Genomic DNA, 25,379 nt, shown 5'->3' with positions numbered 1-25,379 from the left:
GAGGTACGTCCCATCGGTCGCGAGTACTCCGGTAACACCCCTCGGAAGGAGCCCGCCTCATGAGTGAACAGCTCTCGAAGACCGCGATCACCCCCGCCAACCACCCCGCCCCGCCCGCGAAGTACTCCCCCGGCGTCCGCAAGGGCAACATCCTCCAGGTCGCGGGCCAGGTCGGCTTCGGGCCGGCGGCGGCGGGCCAGGCCCCTGCCCCGGTCGGCCCCGGGCTGCGCGAGCAGACCCTCCAGACCCTCGCCAACGTCAAGGCGGTCCTCGACGAGGGCGGCGCGCGCTGGGAGGACGTGCTGATGATCCGCGTCTACCTCACGGACACCGCGCACTTCGCCGAGTTCAACGAGATCTACGACGACTACTTCGCCGATCTCGCCGGGCCCCCGGCGGCACGCACCACCGTCTACGTCGGCCTGCCCGCCGGACTGCTCGTCGAGATCGACGCGCTCGCGGTTCTCGGCTGAGCCCTCGGGGCCCGCTCAGGTCCTGGACACGCCGGTGCCCTCGGGACCGTTTCGACCGCCCCCGAGGGCACCTCGCGCCGGGCGGGCGTCAGCTACCCGCGCAGTACTGGTCCTCCTTGCCGATCGCCCGGTACATGCAGTCGGACGTCTCGAGCAGTTGCAGTACCGCGTCGCGGTTGCGGTCGGTCTCCCGCTCGATGACCTCGTCGGGCGGGTAGAAGCCGCCGCCGCCGAAGGACGACGGGTACATCTCGAAGGTGTACGCGAAGATCTTCTGGTCGCCCCAGAGCCAGTCGTCGATCGACCCGTCGGTGACGTACAGGTCGCTGGACTGCTCGGGTGTGTAGCCGTTGCTCGCGGCCATGTCCTTGCCGACCGTGGCGAACACGTCGTGGTCGTCCTGCGTCAGGCCGGGCGCGGTGTCCGCCGTGGTGTAGCCGTAGGGCCACAGCACCAGTTCGCTGTAGGTGTGGAAGTCGATGGCGGACTTGATCTGCTGCTTGCCGCCCACCACGCGGCTGCGCGCGAAGTCGGCGACGACCTTCACCTCGGGGGCGGACTCGGCGGACTTGCCGCGGTAGGTCTCGGAGCTCGGGCTGCCCGAGGAGCCGCCGCAGCAGCCCCACTTGAAGTCCCAGTTGCGGTTCGGGTCGGTGCCGACGGCCGAGGAGCCGGAGTTGGGCTGCCGGTTCTTGCGCCAGCTGCGGTACGAGCCGGACGCGATGTCGTACTCGCCGCCGTCCGGGTTGACGTCCGGGACGATCCAGATCTCGCGCCCGTTGACCGCGTTGGTGATCCGGGAGTCGGTGCCGTAGTCCTGGGTGAACTCGCGGATCAGGTAGAGCGCCATCTCCACGGTGAGGTGCTCACGGGCGTGCTGGTGGTGGGTGAACAGCACCTCGGGCTCGGCCTCGTCCGTGCCGACCTTGTCGCTGATCTTGACGGCGATGATGTCCCGGCCCTGGTAGGACTTGCCGATGACGCGCTTGCTGATGATGTCCGGATACTTGGCGATGGCCGCGTTGATCTCGGCGTTCATCTCCGCGTAGTTGTGGTACTTGGCGTCCGACGAAGGGAAGTCGTACGGCTTCGCGTCCTTGCCGCCCGTACGGGACGGGGGGCCGGGCAGCGGGGTCAGGTCGTAGCCCAGCCCGCGCAGCGCCTCCGCCTGGGCGGGGGCGGCGGTGACCACCAGCGAGCGGGCGTCCACCTCGTCGACGGACGCGCCGGTGGCGGCGATCAGATTGCGCTGCGCGACCGTGGTTCGGCCCGCCACCTCGTATTGCCGCTGAGGCTCGTCGGCCGTGGCGGCGGCGGCCCCCGTACGGGCGGGGCTGTCGGCGGAGTCGGGGCCGGCGGCCTCGGCGGCCATGGGCGCGCCGAGCGCGAGGGCGAGCACGGCGGCGAGGGCGGCGCCCCGTCTGCCGGATATGCGACGTCGCATGGGTTCTCCTGATGGGGGGTGAAAGGTGCTCCTGTGTGGGGTGTGAGGTGCTCCTGCGGTGAAGACATCGCGACTCGGCAAAAGTGTTCGGCCATGGGCATGACATGGTCAAGGGGGTGTGGGCGGCCTGAGCGGTCGGAATGCGCCAACTTCCGTCCGACTTCCGGGCGACTTCCGGGCGGCGGCGCGGTCCGCGGGCGTGAAGCGCACATGAAGGCGCCCCGTGGCATGCGGCCACGGGGCGCCTGACGAGGGCTCAGCGGGTCGTCAGCCCGTCTTGCAGTACTGCTCTTCCTTGCCGATGGCCCGGTACATGCAGTCCGCGTTGTCCAGCAGCTTCAGCACGGCCTCCCGGTTCCGGCTGGTCTCCTTCCCGATCACCTCGTCGGGCGGGTAGAACCCTTCGGAGCCGTTCTCGCCCGGGTACATCTCGAAGGTGTAGGCGAAGATCTTCTGGTCGCCCCAGAGCCAGTCGTCGATCGCGCCGTCGGTGACGTACAGCTCGCTCGACTGCTCGGGCTTGTAGCCGTTGGTCGCGGCCATGTCCTTGCCGACCGTGGCGAACACGTCGTGGTCGTCCTGCGTCATGCCCTCGCCGGTCTCGTCCTGGGTCCAGCCGAAGGGCCACAGCACCAGCTCGCTGTAGGTGTGGAAGTCGATGGCGGCCTTGATCTGCTGCTTGCCGCCGACGATCCGGCCGCGGACGAAGTCGGCGACGACCTTGCTCTCCGGAGCGGACTCGGCGGACGGACCGCGGTACGTCTCCGAGGCCGGGTCGGTGTCGGAGCCGCCGCAGCAACCCCACTTGTACGCCCAGTTGCGGTTCAGGTCGGTGCCGACCTCCTGCGAGCCCTCGTTGGGCTGCCGGTTCTTGCGCCACATCTGGTACTCGCCGTCGGCGATGTCGAATTCCCCGCCGTCCGGGTTGACATCGGGGATGATCCAGACCTCGCGGCCGTCGACCGCCTTGGTGATCTTCTCGTCGGAGCCGTACTTGTCGCCGAACTCCTTGACCAGGTAGAGCGCCATCTCCACGGTCAGGTGCTCACGGGCGTGCTGGTGGTGCGTGAACAGCACCTCCGGCTCGTCCTCGTCCTCGCCGACGTTGTCGCTGATCTTCACGGCGACGATGTCGCGGCCCTCGTGGGACTTCCCGATGACCTGCTTGCTCATGATCTTCGGGTGCTTGGCGACGGCGGCGTCGATCTCCGCCGTGGCCTCCTTGTAGTTGTGGTAGCCGGCGTCATCGGACGGGAAGTCCTTGACTCCCGCCTTCCTCGCCCCGCCCCGCTTCGGCGGGCCGGGCAACTCCTTGACCCGGTACCCGAGTCCGCGTACCGCGGCGAGCTGCTCGGCGTCCGCGGTGATCACGACGGAGTGGTCGCGGACGGCGTCGACGGACGCGCCGGTGGACGCGAGGGCGGCGCGGGCGGCGGCGGTGTCCGGCCCGGTGACCTCGTACTGCCGCGCGGCTTCCGTACCGGACGCGGCGGCGCGGGGGGTGTGGGGGGAGTCCGAGTCCTGGGCCTGGGCGGCGATGGGCACGGCGAGCGCCAGTGCCAGGACGGTGGCGGCGACGGCGGTGGTCCGCCGGCCGCGTATGCGCAGTCGCATGGTGATGTCTCCTGGGTTCCAGTGCGACGGGTGGGGGGTTGGGTGTCCGTGGTTCTGGGGTGGACACCTGCGTCCATCGTTGGGGCGGGGCATGGACATGGTCAAGTGCCCTTGTGTGGCCCGCGGATGGCCGGCCGATCCTCCGGCGGCTGTTTCCAGCCATGCCGGCCATTGCCTTCCGCCGCCCCTCGCCGTGACAATGCCCACGTCAAATCCGAAAGCAACTTCGGTATGGAGGAACCCCCCACATGAAGACGTCCTTCATAGGCACGCTCTCGGCCGTGGCGCTGAGCGGTGTCACCGTCCTCGGCTTCGCCGCGTCGTCCGCCTCGGCGGCCGATGCCGGGACGGCCAAGAAGAAGCCGGCGGCCGTGAACTTCGAGGGCACCGTCGCGCTGAGCAACTGCTCCGGTTCGGTCGTGAAGATGCCGAACTCCACCGACCAGGACCCCGCCCTGGTCATGTCCAACGGCCACTGTCTGGAGACCGGCTTCCCCGGGCCGGGCGAGGTCGTCGTGGACCAGCCGTCCAGCCGCAGCTTCACCCTGCTGGACGCCGGCAGCGGCGACGCGGGCACCGTGCGCGCCACCAAGGTCTCGTACGCCACGATGACGGACACCGACGTCTCGCTGTACGAGGTGGACGCGACCTACGCCGACATCCAGGAGAAGTTCGGCGTCAAGGCACTGGAGCTCTCCGCCGAGCGGCCCGCCCAGGGCGCCGCCATCAGCGTGGTGTCCGGCTACTGGAAGAAGATCTACAGCTGCGACGTGGACGGCTTCGTGCACGAGCTGCGCGAGGGCGAGTGGACGTGGAAGGACTCCGTCCGCTACACCCCGGACTGCAAGACGATCGGCGGCACTTCGGGCTCGCCCGTCGTCGACGAGGCCACCGGCAAGGTCGTCGCCGTGAACAACACGGGCAACGAGAGCGGAGAGCGGTGCACGGACTACAATCCGTGCGAGGTCGACGAGAACGGCGAGGTGACGGTCCGCAAGGGCATCAACTACGCCCAGCAGACGTACCAGATCACCAAGTGCGTCGCGGCCGGAAACAAGGTCGATCTGAGCCTGGAGGGATGCACCCTGCCCAAGCCGTGACGTGGCCCGACCGGGCCTGACCTGGTCCGACCCTGGCCTGTGATCTGACCCTGGCCTGATCTGACCTCGGCCTGGTCTGACCCTGGTCTGGTCTGACGGTGCCCGGCCCCCACCGAGGCGGTGAGGCCGGGCACCGGTGCCGGTCGCGGGCTACGGCAGGCCGTGCACGTGTCCGCCCACACTCCGCGCGAACTCGTTCCCGTTCGCCGCGTCCCAGTTGGTCGACCAGGTCATCGCTCCGCGCAGCCCCGGGTACGTCCTCGACGGCTTGAACGAGCCGCAGCCGCTGCCCTTGGTCAGACAGTCCAGCGCGGCGTTGACCACGCTCGGGGCGACGTGTCCGCTGCCCGCCGCCCGGGGCGAGGCGGGCACCCCTATGGCGACCTGGGAGGGGGCGAGGCCGCCCTCGAGCTGGACGCAGGCCAGGGCGGTGAGGAAGTCGACCGAGCCCTGGGAGTACACCTTGCCGTCGCAGCCGAGCATCGAGCCGCTGTTGTAGTACTGCATGTTGACGACGGTGAGGAAGTCCTTGATGTTCAGCGCCGTCTTGAAGTACTCGTTCGAGGTCGACTGCATGTCGATGGTCTGCGGCGCCATGGTCACCACGACATCGCTCCTGCGGTCGTGGATCGCCTTGAGCGCCTGGGTCATGTAGGTGGAGTTCAGCCCGTTCTCCAGGTCGATGTCGACGCCGTCGAAGCCGTACTCGTCCATCAGGCCCGTGACGGAGTCCGCGAACGCCGTCGCCGAGGCGGCGTCGTTGACCGACACCGCGCCCTTCTCGCCGCCGACGGAGATGATCACGGACTTCCCGGCCGCCTGCTTGGCCTTGATGTCGGCCTTGAACTGGTCCACGGTGTAGCCGCCGAGCCCGGCCGAGTCCAGGTTGAACGTGACCGCGCCGGGGGTGCCGGTGGCGTCGGCGAACGCCACCGCGACGATGTCGTACGCCTCCGGCACATCGCTGAGCTTCTGCACCGTGGCGCCGTTGTCGAAGTTCTGCCAGTAGCCGGTGACCGCGTGCGCGGGCACGGCGGCGGTGGCCGCGGCCGATGCCGATCCGGCCGCCGCGCCGGACGCGGGCTCCTCGGCCGCGTCCGCCGTGCCGGCGGCGATCAGTCCGGACGCCGCCAGCGCCGCCGCTGCCAGCGCGCCGAACAGGTTCCTCCGGCGGGGGTTCCGCCGATGCGTGCGTGTGCGTGCGCGTACCACGACTGCCTCCGTGTGGGGGTGGTGGGGGGAAGGTGGTGTGCTGCGGTGCGCGCTCGGGGCCCTGAGCTTGCCGTACAAGGTGGTCCAGACCAATACCCTTGTCAAGCCCCAGACGCGTGGGACAGGGGTCTGGGGCGGAGCGTCAATTACGGATAAAGTGCTGCTGCCTGGGGGCATCTCCCAGGGATAACTGGGGGAACAGTGCAGTAGCGACCTGCGGCCGCCGAGCTCCCCGGCGCCGAAGCGAACGGGGTAGCCGAGTGCCCACCGCGATAGCCGTGACCAGCCGTGAGCTGGTCCTTCCGCCGCCCGACGGGCAGACCCCGTCCGCCGTCGTGCTCCCCTCCCCGCAGGACCAGCCGCTCGACGGCTGCCTGGCCGCCGCCCAGGCCCTCCTGGACCGGCAGGGCTATCTGATCGTGCCGTACGCCGGCGCCACCCCGCCCCCGGCCATCCGGCGGCTGCGCACCGTACGGGCCCTGCTGGAGAGCGAACGGATCGCGCTGCTGCCGCTCGATCTGCCGCCGCTCGCCATCGCCGTGCTGACCCGTCAGCTCCGCAGGCTCTCGGTCTGCGACCTCAGCCCCGGCGTGCTGGCCTGCGCGGCCCGGCTGCTGGCGCACTACATCCACGCGGGCGCCCAGCTCGGCAGCGTCGCCCGGCTCGACCGGGTCCCCGTCGGCCTCGGCTCGCACGTCAGGTCCTGGCTGCCCGGCACGCGGTTCGGGGTGCTCGCGCACCCCACCCCGCGGCTGGTCAGGGTGGGCGGCGGCGACGATGCCCCACCCGCCCCCGGCTACGCCCTCCAGCTCACCGTCGCCCGCGGCCACCAGCACCCCGGCGACTGGGTCACCGGAACCCTGGCGTCCGCCTGGCAGGCGCAGGGCGTCCAGGAGGTGCCGCTGCCCGCGGAGTCCGCGCGCTGGTGGGGCACCGGCAGGCTGACCGAGTTCGCCGCCGACATCCCCGACCTCTCCGTCCTCTACCAGCTCGTGGCGTCGGTGCGGCGCCAGGAGTGCCACTGGTGCGGCCTGGAACTCATCGGCGACCGCTGCGCGTTCTGCTCCGCCCCGGTGCCGTCCGCCGACGTCCCGCGCGCGCTCGCCGCCACCCCGTCCACGTCCGCGTCCGCCGCCGGCCCGTCCGCCCTCGCCTCCGCACCGTCAGCACGCCCCGCCCTGACCCGCCGGCCGTCGTAGCCCCTCCCGAGTCCGCCCCGAGTCCGTCCCGAACGAGGTTGCCCGTCCATGAATGTTCGCCAGCGCCGCGGAGTCATCCTGCTGCTCCTGTCGGTCCTGTGCGCCGCCGGCGCGTTCGCCGGAGTGCTCTCCGTCATCGACGACGTCGAGTCCAAGGTCGGACCCGAGACCACGGCGTACGAGCTCAAGACGGACATCCCGGCCTACCGGGCGCTGGACGCGGGGCAGTTCCGGAAGATCTCCATGCCCGAGCGGTGGCTGCCCGAGACCGCCGTCACCGATCTGGCCGACGTGCGCGGCAAGATAGCCGTCACCCCGCTGCGCGCGGGCTCGCTGCTCCAGTCCGACATGATCGTGGACCGGCCCGCGATCGCCCCCGGCCAGCAGGAGATCGCCATCATGATCGACGCCTCCACCGGTGTGGCGGGCAAGATCACCCCTGGTTCCCGGGTCAACATCTACGCCACCTTCGAAGGCAGGGCGGAGGGCGAGAAGTCCGTCTCGAAGCTGATCGTCGCCGACGCCAAGGTCATCGACGTCGGCAAGCTCACCGCCCTGGAGCCGGACGAGGACGACCGGCGGCGGGTCGGCGAGGCCGTGCCGATCACCTTCGCCCTCGACACCCGCGACGCCCAGCGCGTGGCGTACGCGGAGTCCTTCGCCGCCCACGTGCGGCTGGCCCTCGTCGCGCCCGGCGGCGACACCGCCGTCGCCCCGAAGGACCGCACGTACACCCTCGACGGCGACAAGTGAAGGCGGGGCACACGGTGACGATCAGAACCCTCCCCGCCGTCGGCGACCCGGACTCCGCCCGCGCGGTCGGCGGGCTGCTCGGGCAGCTGCCCGGCGTCGAACCGCTCGCCCCCGTCGGCGACTCCACCCGGCTGCTGGACACCCTCGCCGCGCTCGCCGCCGGCTCCGTCGCGGACCTGCCCGAGGTCGTCCTCGTCCACGAACGCCTCGGCCCCATGCCCGCGTTGGAGCTGATCCGCGAGGTCGCGCTGCGCTTCCCGGCCGTCGGTGTGGTGCTGATGACCGGTGACGCCGGGCCCGCGCTGTACTCCTCCGCCATGGACGCCGGGGCCCGCGGGCTCGCCGCGCTTCCGCTGACGTACGACGAACTGGCCGCCCGCGTCCAGGCCGCCGCCCAGTGGGCGACCGGGGTACGGCGGCATCTCGGCGGCCACGGCGGGGCGGAGCCCGCGACCGGGCCCGGCGGCCATCTGCTCGCCGTCACCGGCGCCAAGGGCGGCGTCGGCACGACCGTCACGGCGGTCCAGCTCGCGCTGGCCGCGCGCGCCGCCGGGCGGACCGTGGCGCTGGTCGACATGGACCTCCAGTCCGGCGACGTCGCCTCTTACCTGGACGTCCAGTTCCGCCGGTCCATCGCCGACCTGGCGCAGGTCGGCGACATCACCCCGCGGGTCCTCCAGGAGGCCGTGTTCAGCCATGACACCGGGCTCGGGCTGCTGCTCGCGCCCGGCGAGGGCGAGCGCGGAGAGGAGGTGACGGACAGCGCGGCCCGGCAGATCCTGGGCGCGCTGCGCGCCCGCTTCGAGATCGTGATCGTGGACTGCGGTACGCAGATCACCTCGGCGGGCGCGGCCGTCATCGAGACCGCCGACACCGCGCTGCTGGTGACCACCCCGGACGTGGTGGCGGTGCGCGCCGCCAAGCGGATGGTCCGGCTCTGGGACCGGCTCCAGATCCGCAAGGCCGACCAGGCCGTGACCGTCGTCAACCGGCACACGCGCGGCGCCGAGATCCAGCCCCAGCTCGTGGCACGGGCCACCGGCACCCGGGCGGCCCGTACCGCCGTACCCGCCGCGTACAAGGACCTGCAACCGGCCGTCGACGCGGGCCGGATGCAGGACCTCGAAGCCAAGTCGGCGGTCCGGCAGGCACTGTGGACGCTGGCCGGGGAACTGGGCCTGGCCGAGCCCGTCCAGGACGGCGGCCGCCGGGCCGCGCACCGCGGCGGCCAGCCGGGATCGGGCGACCGCGTGCTGCCGGGCCTGCGCCGCCGCCGCGCGCTGCCGGCGGGCCGGGACGCGGGGGCGGGTACGGGCACGAGTACGGGCACGAGTACGGGGGCGGGGCCGGGCCAGGGCCGGGCCGAGGGCAAGCGGACGGCCAAGGGCTTGGCCAAGGGCATGGCCAAGGGGACAGGCAAGGGCAAGGGCTCAGCGGCCGGAGGGTCGGGCCCTGTACCCGGCGCGGGCTCGGGCGCGGGTGCGGGCTCAGGCATGGGCGCCGGGCCGGGGGTGGGCGCCGGGCCGGGGGTGGGCGCTGGTCCGGCCATAGGCGCCGGGCCGGGCGTGGGCAACGGGCCGGGCATAGGCACTGGGCCAGGCATAGGAGCCGGGCCAGGCATGGGGAACGGGCCTGGCCCGGGCACGCGCCCCGGCACCGGCCCGGGCATAGGTCCCGGCACCGGCCCGGGCATAAGCCCTGGCGCCAGTCCGGGCACAGGCTCCGGCGCAGGCCCTGGCGCAAACCCTGACACAGGCTCGGGCGCAGGCCCTGGCGCCGGTCCTGGCGCAAACCCTGGCGCAGGCCCCGGTACCGGACCCGAGGCGCTCACCGAGGTGCCCACGACACGGTTCAGCCGCCGACGCGGTGGCGACCGCGGCCAGGTCACCGTCGAGTTCGTCGGCCTGATCCCGCTGATCCTGACCGTGCTCGTCCTCGTCTGGCAGTTCGTCCTGGTCGGCTACACCTTCTCGCTGGCGGGCCACGCCGCCGACCGCGGAGCCCGCGCGGGGGCCGCCGCCGACGGCGGCGCGGCCGCGTGCCACACCGCCGCGACCGAGGACCTGCCCAGCGCCTGGCACGGCACCGCCTCCTGCGGCCCGTCCGGCGACGGCCTGTGGAAGGCGAAGGTGACGGTGAAGGTCCCGGTGCTCATCCCCGGCGCCGTCGACTTCCCGTTCAGCGTGACGGGGACGGCGGGCGCGGTGGAGGAGGCGCGGGACCGGTGACCACGCGACGGCGAGACGAGGAGCGCGTGCGCGCGACGCGCGCTGAAGGAGCCCAGGGGGAGTTGGTGTGTGGGGAGCCTGCGCACGCGACTCCGGCTTGCGAGGATGCGGCGCGTAGGGGACCTGGGCACGCGGCATCGGCGCGTACGGGACCCGGGCACGCGGCATCGGCATGTACGGAACCCGGGCACGCGGCATCGGCGCGTACGGGACCGCCGCGCGCGCGACACCGCGTCGCGCCTGCGGCGGCTCAGTCCTGGGGTCCAGGAGTGGAGCCCCTGTTTGCGGGGAGGGGCGGGGCAGGGGAGAAAGCCCCCGCGCCCCGCATCCGCCGCACCCGGCGCCGGCCGTCCGACCGCGGCATCGTCTCCATCGAGTTCATCGGCTTCCTGCCGATCCTCCTGGCCGTCGCGCTCGGCGCGGTGCAGTTGGGGCTCGCCGCGTACGCCGCCCAGCAGGCCGGGACCGGGGCCCGGGCGGCGGCTCGTACGGCGTCGTCGGACGAGGCGGTGGCCAGCCCGGAGGGGGCGGGGCGGGCGGCGATCAGCGGGTGGCTCGCCGACGAGGCGTCCTTCAGCGTCAGTGAGAGCGGCGACGAGGCCCGCGCCACCGCGCGCGTGAAGATCCCCTCGGTCATCCCCGGCTTGGACTTCGGCACCGCCCAGCGCACCGCCGTCATGCCGCGCACGCCCGACACCCCGGCGGACGACGCGGCCGTCCCCGGCACCCCGGCGGACGACGCGGCCGTCCCCGACACCCCGGCGGACGGCACCGCCGGCGGCTACGCCATCGGCCCGGGCCATGGACGGAGCCGCCCGTGAGCCTCCGCGCGCGGATCGCCGCTCCCGAGACCCCGGCCGAGGGCCGTCAGGACGGCCACCTGGTCGCCGTCTACCGCATCATGCTGCTGGAGGAGATCGACCTCGCCGAGATGTCCTCGCTGGCCGCCGCCGAGCGGCGCACCCGGCTGGAGCGCGTCCTCGGCCACATCATCAGCCGCGAGGGCCCGGTGCTGTCCACCGCCGAGCGCGACCGGCTCATCCGCCGGGTCGTGGACGAGGCGCTGGGCCTCGGCGTCCTCGAACCGCTCCTCGAAGACGCCTCCATCACCGAGATCATGGTCAACGGGCCGGACCAGATCTTCGTGGAGCGGGCGGGCCGCGTCGAGCTGGTACCCGTACGCTTCGCGTCCGAGGAGCAGCTGATGCAGACGATCGAGCGCATCGTCTCCACCGTCAACCGGCGGGTCGACGAGTCGAATCCGATGGTCGACGCCCGGCTGCCGAGCGGCGAACGCGTCAACGTCATCATCCCGCCGCTCTCCCTGACCGGCGCGACCCTCACCATCCGCCGCTTCCCGCGCGCCTACACCCTCGCGGAGCTGATCGGGATGGGCACCCTGGACGAGCAGATGACGCTGCTGCTGGCCGCGCTGGTGCGGGCCAAGTTCAACGTCCTGGTCTCCGGGCCCACCGGCTCCGGCAAGACCACCCTGCTCAACGCCCTGTCCGGGCTCATCCCCGAGGGGGAGCGGATCATCACCGTCGAGGACGCCGCCGAACTCCAGCTCCAGCAGACCCACGTGGTCCGGCTGGAGTCCCGGCCGCCCAACGTCGAGGGCAACGGCCGGATCACCATCCGCGATCTCGTACGCAACTCACTGCGCATGCGACCGGACCGCATCATCGTCGGCGAGGTGCGCGGCGGCGAGACCCTCGACATGCTCCAGGCCATGTCCACCGGCCACGACGGATCGTTGGCCACCGTGCACGCCAACAGCGCCGAGGACGCGCTGATGCGGCTCCAGACCCTGGCCTCCATGTCCGAGGTCGCCGTCCCGTACCAGGCGCTGCGCGACCAGATCAACAGCGCCGTCGACTGCGTCGTCCAGCTCGCCCGGCACGCCGACGGCTCCCGCAAGGTGAGCGAGATCGCGCTGCTCGACAGCCACGGCCACGAGGAGTACCGGATCACCACCGTCTGCCGCTTCGACACCCAGCCGATCGGCGCCGACCGGGTCGTACACGGCCGGTTCGGGCACTTCCCGCTCCCTGAACGGGCCGCGACCCGGCTGCGCCTGGCGGGCGAGCCGGTCCCGCCCGCCTTCGGCGTCGCCGCCTCCCCGGCCCAGCTGACCACCCGCGGCGCGGGCCCGGCCGACGACCCGCGGCGCGCGGGAGGCCACCGTGGCTGACCTCGACCTCGCGTTCCGCACCCCGGGCGGGCGGTCATGACCGACCTCGCGCTCCTCACCCTGGGCGGCACCGTGCTGTGCGGCGCGCTGGCCGTCGCGGGAGCCCATCTGTACGCCGCCGGGCGCGCCCAGCGCCAGGCCCTCGTCGACCGGCTCTCCGACACCGGCCGGGACCCGGCCGGGCCGCAGCGCCGCTTCGCCGGCCTGGACCGGTGGCTGCGCGGCACCGGGCCCGGCCGGCGGCTGGCGCGGCGGCTGGCCGCCACCGGCCTCGACCTCACGCCCGGCGAGTTCGCCGCGTACACCGCGCTGGCGGCCGCCGGGCTGTGGCTGGTCGCCGCCGCCGCGCTCGCGGCCTTCTTCGGCCCGATCGCCGCGCTCGTCACCGTCTGGTCGGCTTTCGCCTATCTCAACTGGCAGCGGCAGAAGCGGATCGAGAGGTTCATCAACCAGCTCCCGGAACTGTCGCGCATCCTCGCCAACGCCACCCAGGCCGGGCTCGCGCTGCGTACCGCACTGGGCATGGCGGCCGACGAGATGGAGGCTCCGGCGGGCGAGGAACTGGCCAAGGTCGCCGCCAAACTCGCCGTCGGCCACTCCATCGACGACGCGCTGGGCGAACTCGCCGAGCGGCTGCCCTCACGCGAACTCGTCGTCCTGGTCACCACCTTGGTGCTGTCCAACCGTGCGGGCGGCACCGTCGTCTCCTCGCTGCGCAACCTCACACAGACCCTGGAGGAGCGCAAGGAGACCCGGCGCGAGGTCCGCACCCAGCTCTCCCAGGTCACCGTCACCGCCTACGTCGTACCGCTGATGGGTGTGGGCACCCTGCTGCTGATGGACAAGATCGCACCCGGCTCCATCGAGCGCATGACGTCCGACTTCTGGGGCCAGGCGGCGGTGGTCGTCGCCTTCGCGCTGTACGGCCTCGGCTTCTTCCTCATCCGCCGGCTGTCGAAGATCGACGTGTGAGGGAGACGACGGACCGATGACGGGACTGGGCTTCCTTCTCGCGCTGGCCATGGGCCTGTCCGTGGCGGGCATCGCCTACGGAATCGCGCTCTTCCGCAGCGAGGCCAAGCTGCCGCCCGACCTCGCGGTCGCCCTGGAGGTCGGCGCGACGCGCACCACCGCCGTCGGCTCGGCGCTGGACCGGTTGGGCATGCGCTGGGCCCCGCTGGTGCTGCGGCTGATGGGCGACAAGCGGGTGGCCAGGGTCCGCCGCCGGATCGACCTGGCGGGCAACCCCGGCGGCCTGACAGTGGACCGCTACGCCGCGCGCCGCGCGGTGTACGGGGCGCTGGGCTTCGGCGGCGCCGTGGTGATGCTGACGGAGGGCCAACTGCTGCTGTCGGCCCTGATGGTCGCCTTCGGGCTGTTCTGGATCGAGGTGGGCATCTGGGCGGCGGTCCGCGAACGGAAGGACGCGATCGAGCGAACCCTTCCCGACTTCCTCGATGTTCTGGCGGTCGTGGTCAGCGCGGGCCTGAGCTTCCGGCAGGCGCTGGACCGGGTCGCCGAGAAGTACGAGGGCCCGTGGGCGGACGAACTGCGCATCACCCTGCGCCAGATGGACATGGGCGTCAGCCGCCGCCAGGCCTTCGAGGAATTGCGCAAACGCAACGACTCCGAACAAGTCGCCCAGTTCGTCACGGCCCTCCAGCAGGGCGAGGAGCTGGGCGCGCCGATCGTCGACACATTGATCGCCATCGCGAACGACATGCGCCGTACGGACGCGCAGAACGCGCGCCGCCGGGCGGCCCGCGCCGTACCGAAGGCGACGATGGTCATCACCACCTTCATGGTGCCGGGGACGATGGTCCTCCTCGTCGCGGGCTTCTTCATCGGCTCCGGCACCGACTTCGGCTCCATCACGGGGGACTGACCGCACGAGGCCCGGTACGAGAGGAGACCCCACGATGCCGGAGAACTCCCAGCACATCTCCGCTCACCACGACCAGCTCGGCGCGACGGCGGCGGTCTCGAAAGTGTTGCCCTTGGGGCAAGAGTCTTCGCGTATGCAACGAGGTGTGACACAGTCGACCCCGCGCCACCCCGTACCGCCGGACCCGGGCGGCCCCGGGGAGCGGCCGGCCGTCGCGGGGAGGGGGTGAGAGGGGTGCGGGCATGCCTGGGGCACTGTTCCGCCACTGGTGTTTCGGCGTACGTTTCTCGTGCCGCGAGCGGCACCACGGGGGTTGAAGAGCCGGACCGGAGGGGGACGGCCACCCATGGAGGGGAACACGATGGGAAAGCGCGTTGTGGGGAACGACCGGGGACAGACCTCGATCGAGTACCTGGGCATCATCGCCGTGGTGGTGGCGATCATCCTGGTGCTGACGACGACGGACTTCGGCACCGCGATCGCGGACGCGATCACCGACCAGATCGCCAAGATCACGGGTTGACCCCGCAGGTGAGGACGGACCATCGGTACGGGGACGCGGGGCAGGCGTTTCCGATCTACATCACGGCGGTGGCCGGACTGCTCTTCCTCGCGCTCGTCTTCTTCGCGGTCGGCCAGGCCGGAGCCGCCCGCAACGGCGGGCAGACGGCCGCCGACGCCGCCGCTCTCGCCGCGGCCCAGAACTACCGCGACCAGCTGCGGACACGCCTCATCGAGTCCATCGGCTCCGGCGGCCGGGACTGGAGCGACATCCTGGGCGGGCGAGGGGTCCGGGCGGACGGCGCGTGCGACGACGCGCGGTGGTTCGCCGGCCGGAACGACGCGGAGGTGACCGCCTGCCGGCCGGGCTACCTGCCGGCGTCCTTCACCGTGACCATCAGGACCCGGCACACCGTGGGCAAGTCCGTGATCCCCGGTACGGAGCGCAAGCACGCGACGGCGAAGGCCAAGGCGGTGGTCGAACCGCGCTGCGCGCCCGGCGGCCCGGAGACGCTCCCGGCCCCGAAGACGGGCGATGAGGAGCGGGACGGCGACAAGGGCGAGAAGGGCAAGGGCAAGGAAAAGGACGACGGGGATACGGGCGAGGACGGGGAAGACGGAGATCAGGGCAAGGGTGAGGACGACGAGGACGCGAGGCCGCGGGTCGGCCTCAGGTGCGACGGCCGCGACGTGACCATCGACCCCGCGCGGCCCGACGCGTTCCCGGAGGCGAAGGACCTGTTCCGGGTGAGCCTCGCCGACTGACCAGCGAACGACGAGCAGCGAAGGACAGCCATTGATGAGCGTGCGGCGCGTGACGAGGGCTCGGACGGGCGCGGCTGCGGCGTTACTCGTGGCCTGCATGGCGTTCGCCACGGCCGGTTGCGGCGGCGGGGACGAGGACGCGGCGGAGAAGGAGACGCCGCGGCCGTCCTCCGACGCCACGGGACGCGAGGACGACCGCCCGAGCGAGCGGCCGGGCGAGACGCGGGACCAGGCGCCGGGGGACGAGTCGAGCGGGGCGATCGGCGAGGCCGAGGGGCCGGACGGCATCGTGTTGTCGATCCAGTCGGCCACCCGTGACGACGGTGGCTTCGTCACCGTCAGCGGCACGGTGGCCAACAACGGCGACCGGACCTTCAACGCCTCCCGGTGGCGCTCCAGCGAGACGGATGTCAAGTCCCGTTCCTCGATCTCGGGTGCCTCCCTGGTGGATCAGCGCGGCAAGAAGCGCTACCTGATCCTGCGGGACACGGACGGCGAATGCCTGTGTACGACGGGACTTGCCAATCTCAGGCCGGGCGAGAGCCGCCCCGTCTTCGCGCAGTTCCCGTCACCGCCCGCCGACGTCACCCGCGTCGACTTCCAACTGCCCACCATGCCGTCCATCAGCATTGAGATCGCCGGGTGAGCAGGTCATGACCAGGACCGAGGCCGTGACCCGGACCCGCGTGCGCCGTGGCACGGCCGTGGCCGTCGTCGCGTCCGCCGTGCTCGTCGTCGCCGTGGCCGCGCCCGGCCGCGCCGACAACGGCCCCGGCGCGCCCGCGGACACCACGCCCCCGGTGCGGATCGACGCCCGGGACCCCGATCTGCGGCTGGCCGAGGGCGCGACCCTCGCGCCCGGCCGGGTCCTCGACATCAAGTCCGTGGTAGAGACGGACGACGGCGACGAGCGGCGCGAGGACACCAACGCGAAGGTGAAGTTCGCCCTCCAGGCCGAGGTGCTCTTCGGCAAGGACAGCGCCGGGCTCAGCGGCGACGCCACCGCCCGGATCGCGGCGATCGCCGACGAGATCAGGCGGCAGGGCGCCACGAACGTCCGGGTCTTCGGCTTCACCGACAGCCTGGGCTCCTCGGCCCACGGCGACACGCTCTCGAAGAAGCGCGCCGACGCGGTGCAGCGGCAGCTCGCCAGGAGCCTCGATGCCACGGTGCGTTACGAGATCCGCGGGTACGGGGAGCTGTACCCGATCGCGGACAACTCCACCGAGCAGGGGCGCAGGAAGAACCGCCGGGTCGAGGTGAGCTTCGCGCGCGGCGCGTGAGCCGCGGGCGCGGGCCGGGGGCTGATCCGAGCGTTCTGTATCGATCGGTTCAAAACGTGGTACGGTCATGACATGGCCCGACCGAGGATGTTCGACGAGGAGCGGGCGGTCGACGCCGCGCTGGAGGCGTTCTGGGCCGCCGGGTACGAGGCGACGTCCACACAGGATCTGTGTGAGGCCACCGGCCTGGGGCGCAGCAGCGTCTACAACACCTTCAAGAGTAAGCACGATCTCTTCCGGCGCGCCCTGGCCCGCTACATGGAGCGCAGGAACGCGTGGCTGTTCGAACTGCTGGAGAGTGAACGGCCCCTGCGGGAGAAGGTCCGCACCCTGCTGTACGTCGTCGTCGACGAGGAGTGCGGGGAGGCGGCGGACCCGTGGGCCGCCGCCGGGCGCGGGTGCCTGGTCGTCAACACCGCCGTGGAGCTCGCCGATCGGGACCCGGAGATCGCGGAGCAGCTGCGCCGCGACTACCAGGCCCGGTTCACGGCGCTGCGGGCGGCGTTCGAGTCCGCGCGGCGGGACGGTGACATCGCGTCCGGCCGGGATCCGGGCGCGCTCGCGCACTTCGTCATCGCCGGCGTCGGCGGTATGCGCGTCTCCGCTCGGGCCGGTGCCGGGCGCGCCGAACTGACCGCCATCGCGGACACGGCCGTGGCTGCGCTCTAGTCCGTCCGGGCTCGACAGGGCCCGGGCTCGAAGCCATCCATCCTCCTCCAAGCCACCCGTCGTCCGGGCTCTGTGTCGTCCCCCAGTCCGCGGCCTTCGTGTGCCCATGTTTTGTACTGTCCGTTTCAAAACCTGTGAAGGATCGATCCGTGCCAGTCGCCGTCTACATACTCGGCCTGGGCATCTTCGCCCAGGGCACCTCCGAGTTCATGCTCTCCGGGCTGCTGCCCTCGCTCGCCGACGACCTCGGCGTCTCCGTCCCCGACGCCGGGCTCCTGATCTCCGCCTTCGCCGTCGGAATGATCGTCGGTGCGCCACTGCTGGCCGTCGCCACCCTGCGCTGGCCGCGCCGTACCGCCCTGGTGGTCTTCGAGGCGGTGTTCGTCGCGGGGCACGTGGTCGCCGCGCTCGCGCCCGGGTACGGGGTGCTCTTCGCCACCCGCGTGGTCAGCGCGGTGGCGTACGCCGGGTTCTGGGCGGTGGCCGCCGTCACGGCCGTGGGTCTGGTGCCCGCGAACGCCAAGGGGCGGGCCATGGCCGTCGTCTCCAGCGGGCTGAGCGCCGCGACCGTCGTCGGCGTGCCCGCCGGCACGTTCCTGGGCCAGCATGCCGGATGGCGCGCGGCGTTCTGGGCGGTGGCCGCGCTGACCGTCCTCAGCCTGATCGCCGTCCTGGCCGTACTGCCGGGCGGGCGCGGCGCCGAGGAGCCGCCACCCGCCCTGGGCCGCGAACTGCGGGCCATGCGCCGGGGACGCCTGTGGCTCGCCTTCGGCACGACCGCGCTGAGCTTCGGCGCCGTGATGGCCTCGTTCGGCTACCTCGGCGCGCTGTTGGAGGAGACCAGCGGCATCGCGGAGGGCTGGGTGCCCGCCGTGCTCTCACTCTTCGGCGTCGGCGCGTTCGCCGGGCTCTCCATCGGCGGGCGCATGGTGGACGCGCGCCCGTACCTCACCCATGTCATCGGGCTCACCGGCCTGGTCGCGGTCTCCGTGGCGCTCGGGCTCACCGCGACCAGCGCGTCCGCCGCCGTGACCCTGGTGTTCTTCCTCGGCCTGGCCGGGTTCATCACCCAGCCGGCGGTCTCCGCGCGGGTGTTCACGATCGCGGGCGACGCCCCGACCCTGGCGGGGGCGCTCAACACCTCGGCATTCAACGTCGGGATCACGGTCGCGCCCATGCTCGGCGGACTGGTCATCGGCGCGGGCCATGGCTACGCCTCGGTGGCCTGGGTCGGCGCCGGGCTCGCCGCGCTGGCACTGGTGGCCGTCGCGCTCGCGGCCCGGCTGGATGCCGGGGCCGGTTCGACGGAGACACGCACGCCCCGCCGCACCCCCCAGCGCGCCAACGCGCCCGCCTCGGCCTCCAGTACGTGACGTGAGCGCGGCCTGGGCAGGCCGACCCGGCCGGGGCGCATGGTCCGTACGGCGAGTACGGTCATCCGGCGGTCGAGATAGGCGACATCGATCGCGAAGCGCATCCCGAACGTGTGGACACCGCTCGCGGGGGTGAGGAGCAGCGCGCCGTCCAGGCGGTCACGGCCGAGCAGCCCGCGGCTGCGGGCGCGGTAGGAGGCGGCGACCTCCAACGAAACCCGCACGCCGCCAACGCCCGACCCCGCCTCACCGCCCGCCCCGGCCGCCTCGTGAACCACGGCCGCGCCGACTGCCGCGGCCGTCCGGCCCGGTGCGGATGTCCCGGCCGCCTCGTCCGTCCCTTCCGGTGCCGGACCTGGTATCCGCAGCACCGCCGCCCCGTCCCGCCACCGCCCCATACCGCCTCCGCTCCCGCTCGGCCATGCCCGGTGGATCATTCCCCTATCCCGCCCCTTCCCGGCTGAGTCTGACATGCGGCTACCGCCGCGTGGGGGGCTCCGCCCCCAGCCCCCGGCGCCAGACCTCGGGGCGGGCAGCCCCTGGCTTTCAGGGGCTGGGGGTGAAGTCTCAGCGTGCGGCCGCTGGGTGGCGGCTCCTCCTTTTAGTCATCGAGGCCCCGGCCCCTGGTAATGGAAGGGAAGGGGTGGGGCGGGGAGAAGCCCGCCGGAGGCGTCGCCGTGGGGCGGGGGTTTGGGGCGCGCCCCGCATCATCGAGCAGCAGGGGGAAGGGGCGGGGCAGGGGAGAGGGGCGCCCTTCCGTAGGCTCGGGCCGTGCATCCCCTGCTGACCCTCGCCGCCGCCCTGTACGGAGCCGCCGCCGGGCTCCTCGTGCCGCGCCCCCTGCACCGGCTCGCGGTCCAGCCCGGTGAACCCTGGCGCGGTGCCTGCCCCGACGGCCACGCGATCACCGGACCCGCGGGCGGCTGGTTCGGGCTCGCCAACTGCCGCGCCTGTCCCGCCGACGCGCGGGGCTACGGCGTGGCCGCCGTGTGGACCGCCGGCACCGCCGCGCTCGTGTGCGGCGGGCTCGCCGCCGCCGTCGGGCCCCGCCCCGAGCTCGGCGTATGGCTGCTGCTGGTGCCGCTCAGCCTGCTGCTGGCCGGAGTGGACCGGGCGGTGAACCGGCTGCCTGACGTGCTGACCCTGCCGATGGCGGGCGGTGCCGCGGCCCTGCTGGGCCTGGCCGCTCTGCTGCCGCACAGCGCGGGCTCGTGGCGCCGGGCCCTGCTCGGCGGAGTGGTGCTCGGCGGCGCGTATCTACTGCTGTTCCTGATCAGTCCCAGCGGCATGGGCTTCGGAGACGTCAAGCTGGCGCCGACTCTGGGTACCGCTCTGGGGTGGTACGGCTGGGATGTGCTCTTCCTCGGTGCCTTCGTCGGGTTGCTCCTCGGCTCCTTCTACGCTGTAGGCCTTGTGCTGACGCGGCGAGCGGGCCGTAAGACGGCCATGGCCTTCGGGCCTTTCATGATCATCGGGGCCGGTGCGGGACTGCTTCTCGGGGGTCTGGGAGCCGCCTGACGTCAGCACGCGGCGCGCGGTCACCCCTGTCGATGCACACAGCACTCTTTATGAAGGGTTATGGTGGAAGCCCCCCCTCGGGCCGGTCCGTATCCCCCCACGGACCGGCCCGCTTTATTTCCCGGGACCCTCTACCTGGCGGAAAACCTGCCCTAGACTGCCGCGCTGTCAAGGTGTGACGCGGCCGAGTGGCCGGAAATGATCTGGGGGAGAGAGCCATGGCATCGGGGGGATGGGGGCCGGGAGCCGGCCCCGGACAGCCTGGCGGCAACGGGCCGGGCGGGCAGGGCTGGGGCGATCCATACGGCCCGCCGCCCCCGGCGCCCCGGCCCGCGCCCCGGCGCCGCAGCCCGCTGCGGCACATACCCCTCGTCAACATCGCCGCCGCCGTCATGCGCTCCGCGCACCGCGTCGCCACCCGGCTCTTCGTCCAGGAGGGCGACGGCCAGATCGCGGACCGCACCGTGGAGCGGGTCCAGGTGGCCCGCACCGTGCTCGGTGTTCTCGCCAGCCTCGCGCTGATCTACGTCTACGGCGTGGAGGAGGACCGCTGGAAGAACGCGGCGGACGACAGCTTCGGCAACATGATCATGACCCCGGTCCTGCTGATCTGCACCGGACCGCTGGTCATTCTCGGATTCATCCTCTACGCGCCGCCCCACCTCCGGCCGCGGCTCCGCTCCCGGCTCGGTGCCCCGCTCAAGGCCGTCGGCTGGTATCTGCTGGCCATAGTCGTCTTCGGCACCGTCGTCTACCTGGCGGGCCAGACCGGTCTCTTCAAGGGCCTGGACGGCTGGCAGGCCGGGCTGGCGGCGGTCGTGGTGCTGGTCGTGGTGGTGTGGGGGCTGCCCTTCCTCTTCCTGGCGTCGCTGTACTCCGCCCGCAGCGCCTTCAACACCGCCCACGTCCACCCGATGCTGCCCGCCGTGGTCACCGGCGTACTGGTGTGGGTGCTCGCCGTGTTTAACGTGATCGTCAACGGCCTGCCGGAGGGCCCGCTGCCGGTCCAGCTCAGCTCCCTGCTCGGCGGCCCGCTCTCGGTGACCGCCGTCTCACTGTGGGAGCTGCGGCGGATGCGGACCCGGTTCGGCGTCACCGTTCGGGACTGAGTCCCCGAGGCGGAGTCCCCGGGCTGAGTCCCCGAGGCCGAGTCCCCGCCCGGACCGAGCCCGGACCGGGCCCCGGGCCGAGTCCCCGAGGCCGAGTCCCCGAGCCCGAAGCCGAATCCCCGGGGCCCGGGTCCGAGCGGCCCCGGCCCCCGCGGCCCGAGCCGGTCCAGCCACCCCGCACCCCGCGCCCCCCGCACCCGCCGCCGCTCAGCCCCGGCGGGCCCAGATGTTCACGCCCTCCGTCGTCGTCGCGAACGCGTCGATCTCCGCCAGTTCCTCGCCGGTCAGCTCCGGACCGCCCAGCGCGGCCACGTTCGCCTCCAGCTGCGCCACGCTCGACGCCCCGATCAGCGCCGAGGTCATCCGCTCGTCCCGCAGCACCCACGTCAGGGCGAGCTGGGCCAGCGACTGGCCGCGCCGCTGTGCGATCTCGTTCAGCCCGCGCAGCCGCCGTACGGTCTCGTCCGTCAGCAGCCCCGGGTCCAGCGACTTGCCCTGCGCCGCACGCGAGCCGGTCGGTACGCCGTCGAGGTACTTGTCGGTCAGCAGCCCCTGGGCCAGCGGCGCGAACGCGATACACCCCATGCCCTGCGCCTGGAGCGTGTCCAGCAGCCCGTCGTCCTCGATCCAGCGGTTGAGCATCGAGTACGACGGCTGGTGGATCAGCGCGGGCACGCCCATCTCCCGCAGCAGCCGGGCCGCCTCGCGGGTCTGGCTCGCCTTGTACGAGGAGACGCCCACGTACAGCGCCTTGCCCTGCTGGACGGCGGACGCCAGCGCGCCCATCGTCTCCTCCAGCGGCGTGTGCGGATCGAAGCGGTGCGAGTAGAAGACGTCCACGTAGTCCACGCCCATCCGCTTCAGCGAGGCGTCGAGGGAGGACAGCAGGTACTTCCGCGAGCCCCACTCCCCGTAGGGGCCCGGGTGCATCTCATAGCCGGCCTTGGTGGAAATCACCAGTTCATCCCGGTATGGACGGAAATCCTGCGCGAGCAGCTTGCCGAAGTTCAGCTCGGCGGAGCCGGCCGGCGGGCCGTAGTTGTTGGCCAGGTCGAAGTGGGTCACGCCCAGGTCGAAGGCCCGGCGCAGAATGGCGCGCTGCGAGGTCAGGGCGCGGTCGTCGCCGAAGTTGTGCCACAGGCCGAGCGAGACGGCGGGCAGCTTCAGCCCGCTGCGCCCGCTGCGCCGGTACGGCATGCTGTCGTAGCGGGTGGCCGCGGCTTGGTAAGGGGATGTCGTGTCGTTCACGGCGGAATCCTGTTCGAGTCGCTGTCGTAAGGACGCTATAACGTCACGACGCCAGGGGTTCGCCACTGCGCCCACCCCCGCAGTAGGGTGTCGCCCTTGGGGCGACCGCCATGGTGAGGCACGGAGGGGCTGGAAGACGTGAAGTTGCGCGACCTGGTGTACGGGCTCTACGCGCGCCGGGTGGAGGGCCGCCTCGACCACGACCAGGTGCCCAAGCACATCGGCGTCATCCTCGACGGCAACCGCCGCTGGGCGCGGGCCGACGGCCGCACCCTCGAACAGGGACACCAGGCCGGCGCCGACAAGATCCACGACCTGCTGGGCTGGTGCGCGGAGACGGACGTCGAGGTCGTCACGCTGTGGATGCTGTCCACCGACAACCTCAACCGGCCGGAGGAGCAGCTCAGCCCGCTGCTGGGCATCATCGAGGACACGGTGCGGAACCTGGCGGCGGACGGCCGCTGGCGCGTCCACCATGTCGGCACGATGGACCTGCTGCCCGCCCGCACCCAGCGGGTGCTCAAGGAAGCCGAGCAGGCGACCGACCACATAGGCGGCATATTGGTCAACGTGGCCGTGGGTTACGGGGGTCGGCAGGAGATCGCCGACGCCGTGCGGTCGCTGCTGCTGGACCACGCGGACAAGGGCACCACCTTCGAGGAACTCGCCGAGATCGTGGACGTCGACCTGATCTCCGAGCACCTCTACACCCGCGGCCAGCCCGACCCCGATCTGGTCATCCGTACCAGCGGTGAACAGCGCCTGTCCGGCTTCATGCTGTGGCAGAGCGCGCATTCCGAGTACTACTTCTGCGAGGTCTTCTGGCCCGCGTTCCGCAAGGTCGACTTCCTGCGGGCACTGCGCGACTACGCGGCCCGGCACCGGCGGTACGGCAACTAGCCGCCCTTACGCGGCGTTCGACGGGACTTAACCGAAAAGCCGCCTCGTGTCCCCCCTTGGGATGCCTTGAACGGGCTGGATTTTCCCACGCGTCATATGCCAGTGCATGGCGGCGAGCGTTCGAGGGAATACCCCCGTCAGGTCGACGCCCGCATGCACGGTCCACTGGGCGTCGAACTGCCAGCGGGCGGCATGGGGCCGTCCGCCCGGGAGGCCCTTTGCAGACGTCACGACAGTGCGGATCGTGCGGATGCCGCGGAGGGCCGGTGCCCCGGCCCTCGAAGGGCCGAAGGCCCGGTCCATTCCCCCGCGACGTCGTCGCGCACCTCTCCCGAGGGGGTCCGTCCACCCGTGGTGACCAGCACGAAGCGCCGTGAGCACGACCGGCGCACCTATGTCCTCGACACCAGCGTCCTGCTGGCCGACCCGAACGCAATGGTCCGCTTCGACGAGCACGAGGTCGTGCTCCCGGTCGTCGTGGTCACGGAGCTGGAGGCCAAGAGGCACCACCCGGAGCTGGGCTACTTCGCCCGGCAGGCCCTGCGCCTGCTGGACGAGTACCGTGTCCGCTTCGGCCGCCTCGACGCCCCCATCCCGATCGGCGACCTCGGCGGCACCCTGCGTGTCGAGCTCAACCACTCCGACCCGGGCGTCCTTCCCGCGGCCTTCCTGAACCATGGCGGCCGCCCGGGGGACAACGACTCGCGGATCCTCGCGGTGGCGAGAAACCTCCAGGCGGAGGGGTACGACGTCACCGTCGTCTCCAAGGACCTGCCCCTGCGCATCAAGGCGTCCTCGGTGGGGCTGCTCGCCGAGGAATACCGCGCGGAGCTGGCCGTCACCGACTCCGGCTGGACCGGCATGGCCGAACTGGGGGTCAGCGCCGACCAGGTGGACGATCTCTTCGCGACCGAGACCGGGCTCGTACCGGAGGCGTCCGGACTGCCCGTGCACACCGGGCTGGTGCTCCAGTCCGAGCGCGGCAAGGCGCTCGGCCGGGTCACCGCCGACGGGCGGGTGCGGCTGGTGCGGGGCGACCGGGAGGCGTTCGGCATCCACGGGCGCAGCGCGGAGCAGCGCATCGCGCTGGACCTGCTGCTGGACCCGGACATCGGGATCGTGTCGATGGGCGGCCGGGCCGGCACGGGCAAGTCGGCGCTCGCGCTGTGCGCCGGGCTGGAGGCCGTGCTGGAGCGGCGGCAGCACCGCAAGGTGATGATCTTCCGCCCGCTGTACGCGGTCGGCGGCCAGGAACTGGGCTATCTGCCGGGCACCGAGGCCGAGAAGATGAGCCCGTGGGCGCAGGCGGTCTTCGACACCCTGTCCGCGGTCACCACGGCGGACGTCATCGAGGAGGTGGTGGGTCGCGGGATGCTGGAGGTGCTGCCGCTCACCCACATCCGCGGCCGCTCGCTGCACGACGCGTTCGTGATCGTCGACGAGGCGCAGTCGCTGGAGCGCAATGTCCTGCTGACTGTTCTGTCCCGTATCGGGGCCAATTCCCGTGTCGTGCTGACCCATGACGTCGCCCAGCGCGACAACCTCAGGGTCGGCCGGTACGACGGGGTGGTGGCGGTCGTCGAGAAGCTGAAGGGGCACCCCCTCTTCGCGCACGTCACGCTCACCCGCTCCGAGCGCTCGCCGATCGCCGCGCTCGTGACCGAAATGCTGGAGGACGCCCACATCTGAGGCAGTTGGGGACGGAAGGCGCCGCGCGGAGGGCCAAGTAGCTTAGCCGCGCGGCGTCTTGCTGCGCCGAACTTTCCGGAAACCCGCAGGCGTAAACGGGGTGTGAGCTTTCCCACGCAACGGAGAATTGCCTCAGGGTGTCGCCATCCGGCAGGGTGTGGGTCCTGTCAGGCCCCGCATACGGCACTTCCACACCTCCAGGGGTGCGGAACCACAGCAGAA

The 25,379-nt window shown here is 72.1% G+C and carries 23 protein-coding genes and 1 pseudogene; 19 read left to right on the top strand and 5 right to left on the bottom strand.

From position 1 onward, the window contains the following. The first annotated feature begins 59 nt into the window (after positions 1–59). Positions 60–473: a RidA family protein gene (locus ACQUSR_RS11670; RefSeq protein WP_431042506.1), complete on the top strand. Its 414-nt coding sequence runs from the start codon at positions 60–62 to the stop codon at positions 471–473. 88 nt (positions 474–561) lie between these two features. Here ACQUSR_RS11670 and ACQUSR_RS11665 read toward each other — a convergent pair whose 3' ends face one another. Then, the gene (locus tag ACQUSR_RS11665) at positions 562–1,917 is read right to left on the bottom strand and encodes a M14 family metallopeptidase (protein ID WP_431042505.1); all 1,356 of its coding nucleotides are present in this window, start codon (positions 1,915–1,917) and stop codon (positions 562–564) included. A 267-nt stretch (positions 1,918–2,184) separates the two neighbouring features. Then, positions 2,185–3,531: a M14 family metallopeptidase gene (locus ACQUSR_RS11660; RefSeq protein ID WP_431042504.1), complete on the bottom strand. Its 1,347-nt coding sequence runs from the start codon at positions 3,529–3,531 to the stop codon at positions 2,185–2,187. Between the two features lie 248 nt (positions 3,532–3,779). Here ACQUSR_RS11660 and ACQUSR_RS11655 point away from each other — a divergent pair, with 248 nt between their 5' ends. Beyond that, positions 3,780–4,631, top strand: coding sequence for a S1 family peptidase (locus ACQUSR_RS11655; RefSeq protein ID WP_431042503.1), 852 nt, complete (start codon positions 3,780–3,782; stop codon positions 4,629–4,631). Positions 4,632–4,781: 150 nt separating this feature from the next. Here the strand turns inward: ACQUSR_RS11655 and ACQUSR_RS11650 are convergent, their stop codons facing one another. Next, a complete protein-coding gene (locus ACQUSR_RS11650; protein ID WP_431042502.1) occupies positions 4,782–5,843 on the bottom strand; it encodes a chitinase in 1,062 nt (353 codons plus the stop codon). Positions 5,844–6,103: 260 nt separating this feature from the next. On the opposite strand from ACQUSR_RS11650, the gene ACQUSR_RS11645 reads away from it, so the two are divergent. The 13 genes and pseudogenes from ACQUSR_RS11645 to ACQUSR_RS11585 all read left to right on the top strand — a co-directional run. Continuing rightward, a complete protein-coding gene (locus ACQUSR_RS11645) occupies positions 6,104–7,042 on the top strand; it encodes a hypothetical protein (protein ID WP_431042501.1) in 939 nt (312 codons plus the stop codon). 48 nt (positions 7,043–7,090) lie between these two features. Beyond that, entirely contained in the window at positions 7,091–7,795 is a 705-nt protein-coding gene (cpaB, locus tag ACQUSR_RS11640) for a Flp pilus assembly protein CpaB (protein WP_431042500.1), read from the top strand. Positions 7,796–7,809: 14 nt separating this feature from the next. Continuing rightward, entirely contained in the window at positions 7,810–10,023 is a 2,214-nt protein-coding gene (locus tag ACQUSR_RS11635; protein WP_431042499.1) for an AAA family ATPase, read from the top strand. Positions 10,024–10,292: 269 nt separating this feature from the next. Continuing rightward, positions 10,293–10,844, top strand: coding sequence for a TadE family protein (locus tag ACQUSR_RS11630; RefSeq protein WP_431042498.1), 552 nt, complete (start codon positions 10,293–10,295; stop codon positions 10,842–10,844). Beyond that, a complete protein-coding gene (locus ACQUSR_RS11625) occupies positions 10,841–12,217 on the top strand; it encodes a CpaF family protein (protein ID WP_431042497.1) in 1,377 nt (458 codons plus the stop codon). The genes ACQUSR_RS11630 and ACQUSR_RS11625 overlap by 4 nt, the downstream gene beginning before the upstream one ends. A gap of 36 nt (positions 12,218–12,253) precedes the next feature. Continuing rightward, complete coding sequence (locus ACQUSR_RS11620) at positions 12,254–13,189, top strand: type II secretion system F family protein (protein WP_431042496.1); 936 nt, start codon at positions 12,254–12,256, stop codon at positions 13,187–13,189. A gap of 16 nt (positions 13,190–13,205) precedes the next feature. Then, positions 13,206–14,102 carry a DUF5936 domain-containing protein gene (locus ACQUSR_RS11615; RefSeq protein ID WP_431042495.1) on the top strand — a complete coding sequence of 299 codons (897 nt, stop codon included), beginning with the start codon at positions 13,206–13,208 and terminating at the stop codon, positions 14,100–14,102. Positions 14,103–14,463: 361 nt separating this feature from the next. Next, positions 14,464–14,625: a Flp family type IVb pilin gene (locus tag ACQUSR_RS11610; protein WP_431042494.1), complete on the top strand. Its 162-nt coding sequence runs from the start codon at positions 14,464–14,466 to the stop codon at positions 14,623–14,625. Next, positions 14,622–15,368, top strand: coding sequence for a pilus assembly protein TadG-related protein (locus ACQUSR_RS11605; RefSeq protein ID WP_431042493.1), 747 nt, complete (start codon positions 14,622–14,624; stop codon positions 15,366–15,368). The genes ACQUSR_RS11610 and ACQUSR_RS11605 overlap by 4 nt, the downstream gene beginning before the upstream one ends. A gap of 97 nt (positions 15,369–15,465) precedes the next feature. Continuing rightward, positions 15,466–16,014, top strand: a complete 549-nt coding sequence (locus ACQUSR_RS11600; RefSeq protein ID WP_431042492.1) for a hypothetical protein — start codon at positions 15,466–15,468, stop codon at positions 16,012–16,014. 7 nt (positions 16,015–16,021) lie between these two features. Further along, positions 16,022–16,651 (top strand): OmpA family protein, encoded by a 630-nt coding sequence (locus ACQUSR_RS11595; protein ID WP_431042491.1) that lies wholly within the window; start codon positions 16,022–16,024, stop codon positions 16,649–16,651. A 72-nt stretch (positions 16,652–16,723) separates the two neighbouring features. Next, entirely contained in the window at positions 16,724–17,320 is a 597-nt protein-coding gene (locus tag ACQUSR_RS11590; RefSeq protein WP_431042490.1) for a TetR/AcrR family transcriptional regulator, read from the top strand. Between the two features lie 209 nt (positions 17,321–17,529). Then, positions 17,530–18,528: pseudogene (locus tag ACQUSR_RS11585) on the top strand (Cmx/CmrA family chloramphenicol efflux MFS transporter); the annotation flags it as partial. 2 nt (positions 18,529–18,530) lie between these two features. Here the strand turns inward: ACQUSR_RS11585 and ACQUSR_RS11580 are convergent. Further along, on the bottom strand, positions 18,531–19,091 hold the full coding sequence (locus ACQUSR_RS11580; protein ID WP_431042489.1) for a DUF192 domain-containing protein: 561 nt from the start codon (positions 19,089–19,091) through the stop codon (positions 18,531–18,533). A 373-nt stretch (positions 19,092–19,464) separates the two neighbouring features. Here ACQUSR_RS11580 and ACQUSR_RS11575 point away from each other — a divergent pair, with 373 nt between their 5' ends. After that, entirely contained in the window at positions 19,465–20,211 is a 747-nt protein-coding gene (locus ACQUSR_RS11575) for a prepilin peptidase (protein ID WP_431042488.1), read from the top strand. A 218-nt stretch (positions 20,212–20,429) separates the two neighbouring features. Further along, positions 20,430–21,320 (top strand): hypothetical protein, encoded by an 891-nt coding sequence (locus ACQUSR_RS11570; RefSeq protein WP_431042487.1) that lies wholly within the window; start codon positions 20,430–20,432, stop codon positions 21,318–21,320. Between the two features lie 207 nt (positions 21,321–21,527). Here ACQUSR_RS11570 and mgrA read toward each other — a convergent pair whose 3' ends face one another. After that, positions 21,528–22,568, bottom strand: coding sequence for an L-glyceraldehyde 3-phosphate reductase (gene mgrA / locus ACQUSR_RS11565; RefSeq protein ID WP_431042486.1), 1,041 nt, complete (start codon positions 22,566–22,568; stop codon positions 21,528–21,530). 138 nt (positions 22,569–22,706) lie between these two features. Here mgrA and ACQUSR_RS11560 point away from each other — a divergent pair, with 138 nt between their 5' ends. Both ACQUSR_RS11560 and ACQUSR_RS11555 read left to right on the top strand, forming a co-directional pair. Beyond that, a complete protein-coding gene (locus tag ACQUSR_RS11560) occupies positions 22,707–23,468 on the top strand; it encodes an isoprenyl transferase (RefSeq protein ID WP_431042485.1) in 762 nt (253 codons plus the stop codon). 351 nt (positions 23,469–23,819) lie between these two features. After that, positions 23,820–25,157: a PhoH family protein gene (locus ACQUSR_RS11555; protein WP_431042484.1), complete on the top strand. Its 1,338-nt coding sequence runs from the start codon at positions 23,820–23,822 to the stop codon at positions 25,155–25,157. Positions 25,158–25,379: the final 222 nt, after the last annotated feature.

The organism is Streptomyces sp. P1-3 (genome assembly GCF_050613155.1).
Taxonomy (GTDB): Bacteria; Actinomycetota; Actinomycetes; order Streptomycetales; family Streptomycetaceae; genus Streptomyces.
This window is presented reverse-complemented; position numbering and strand designations above follow the sequence as displayed.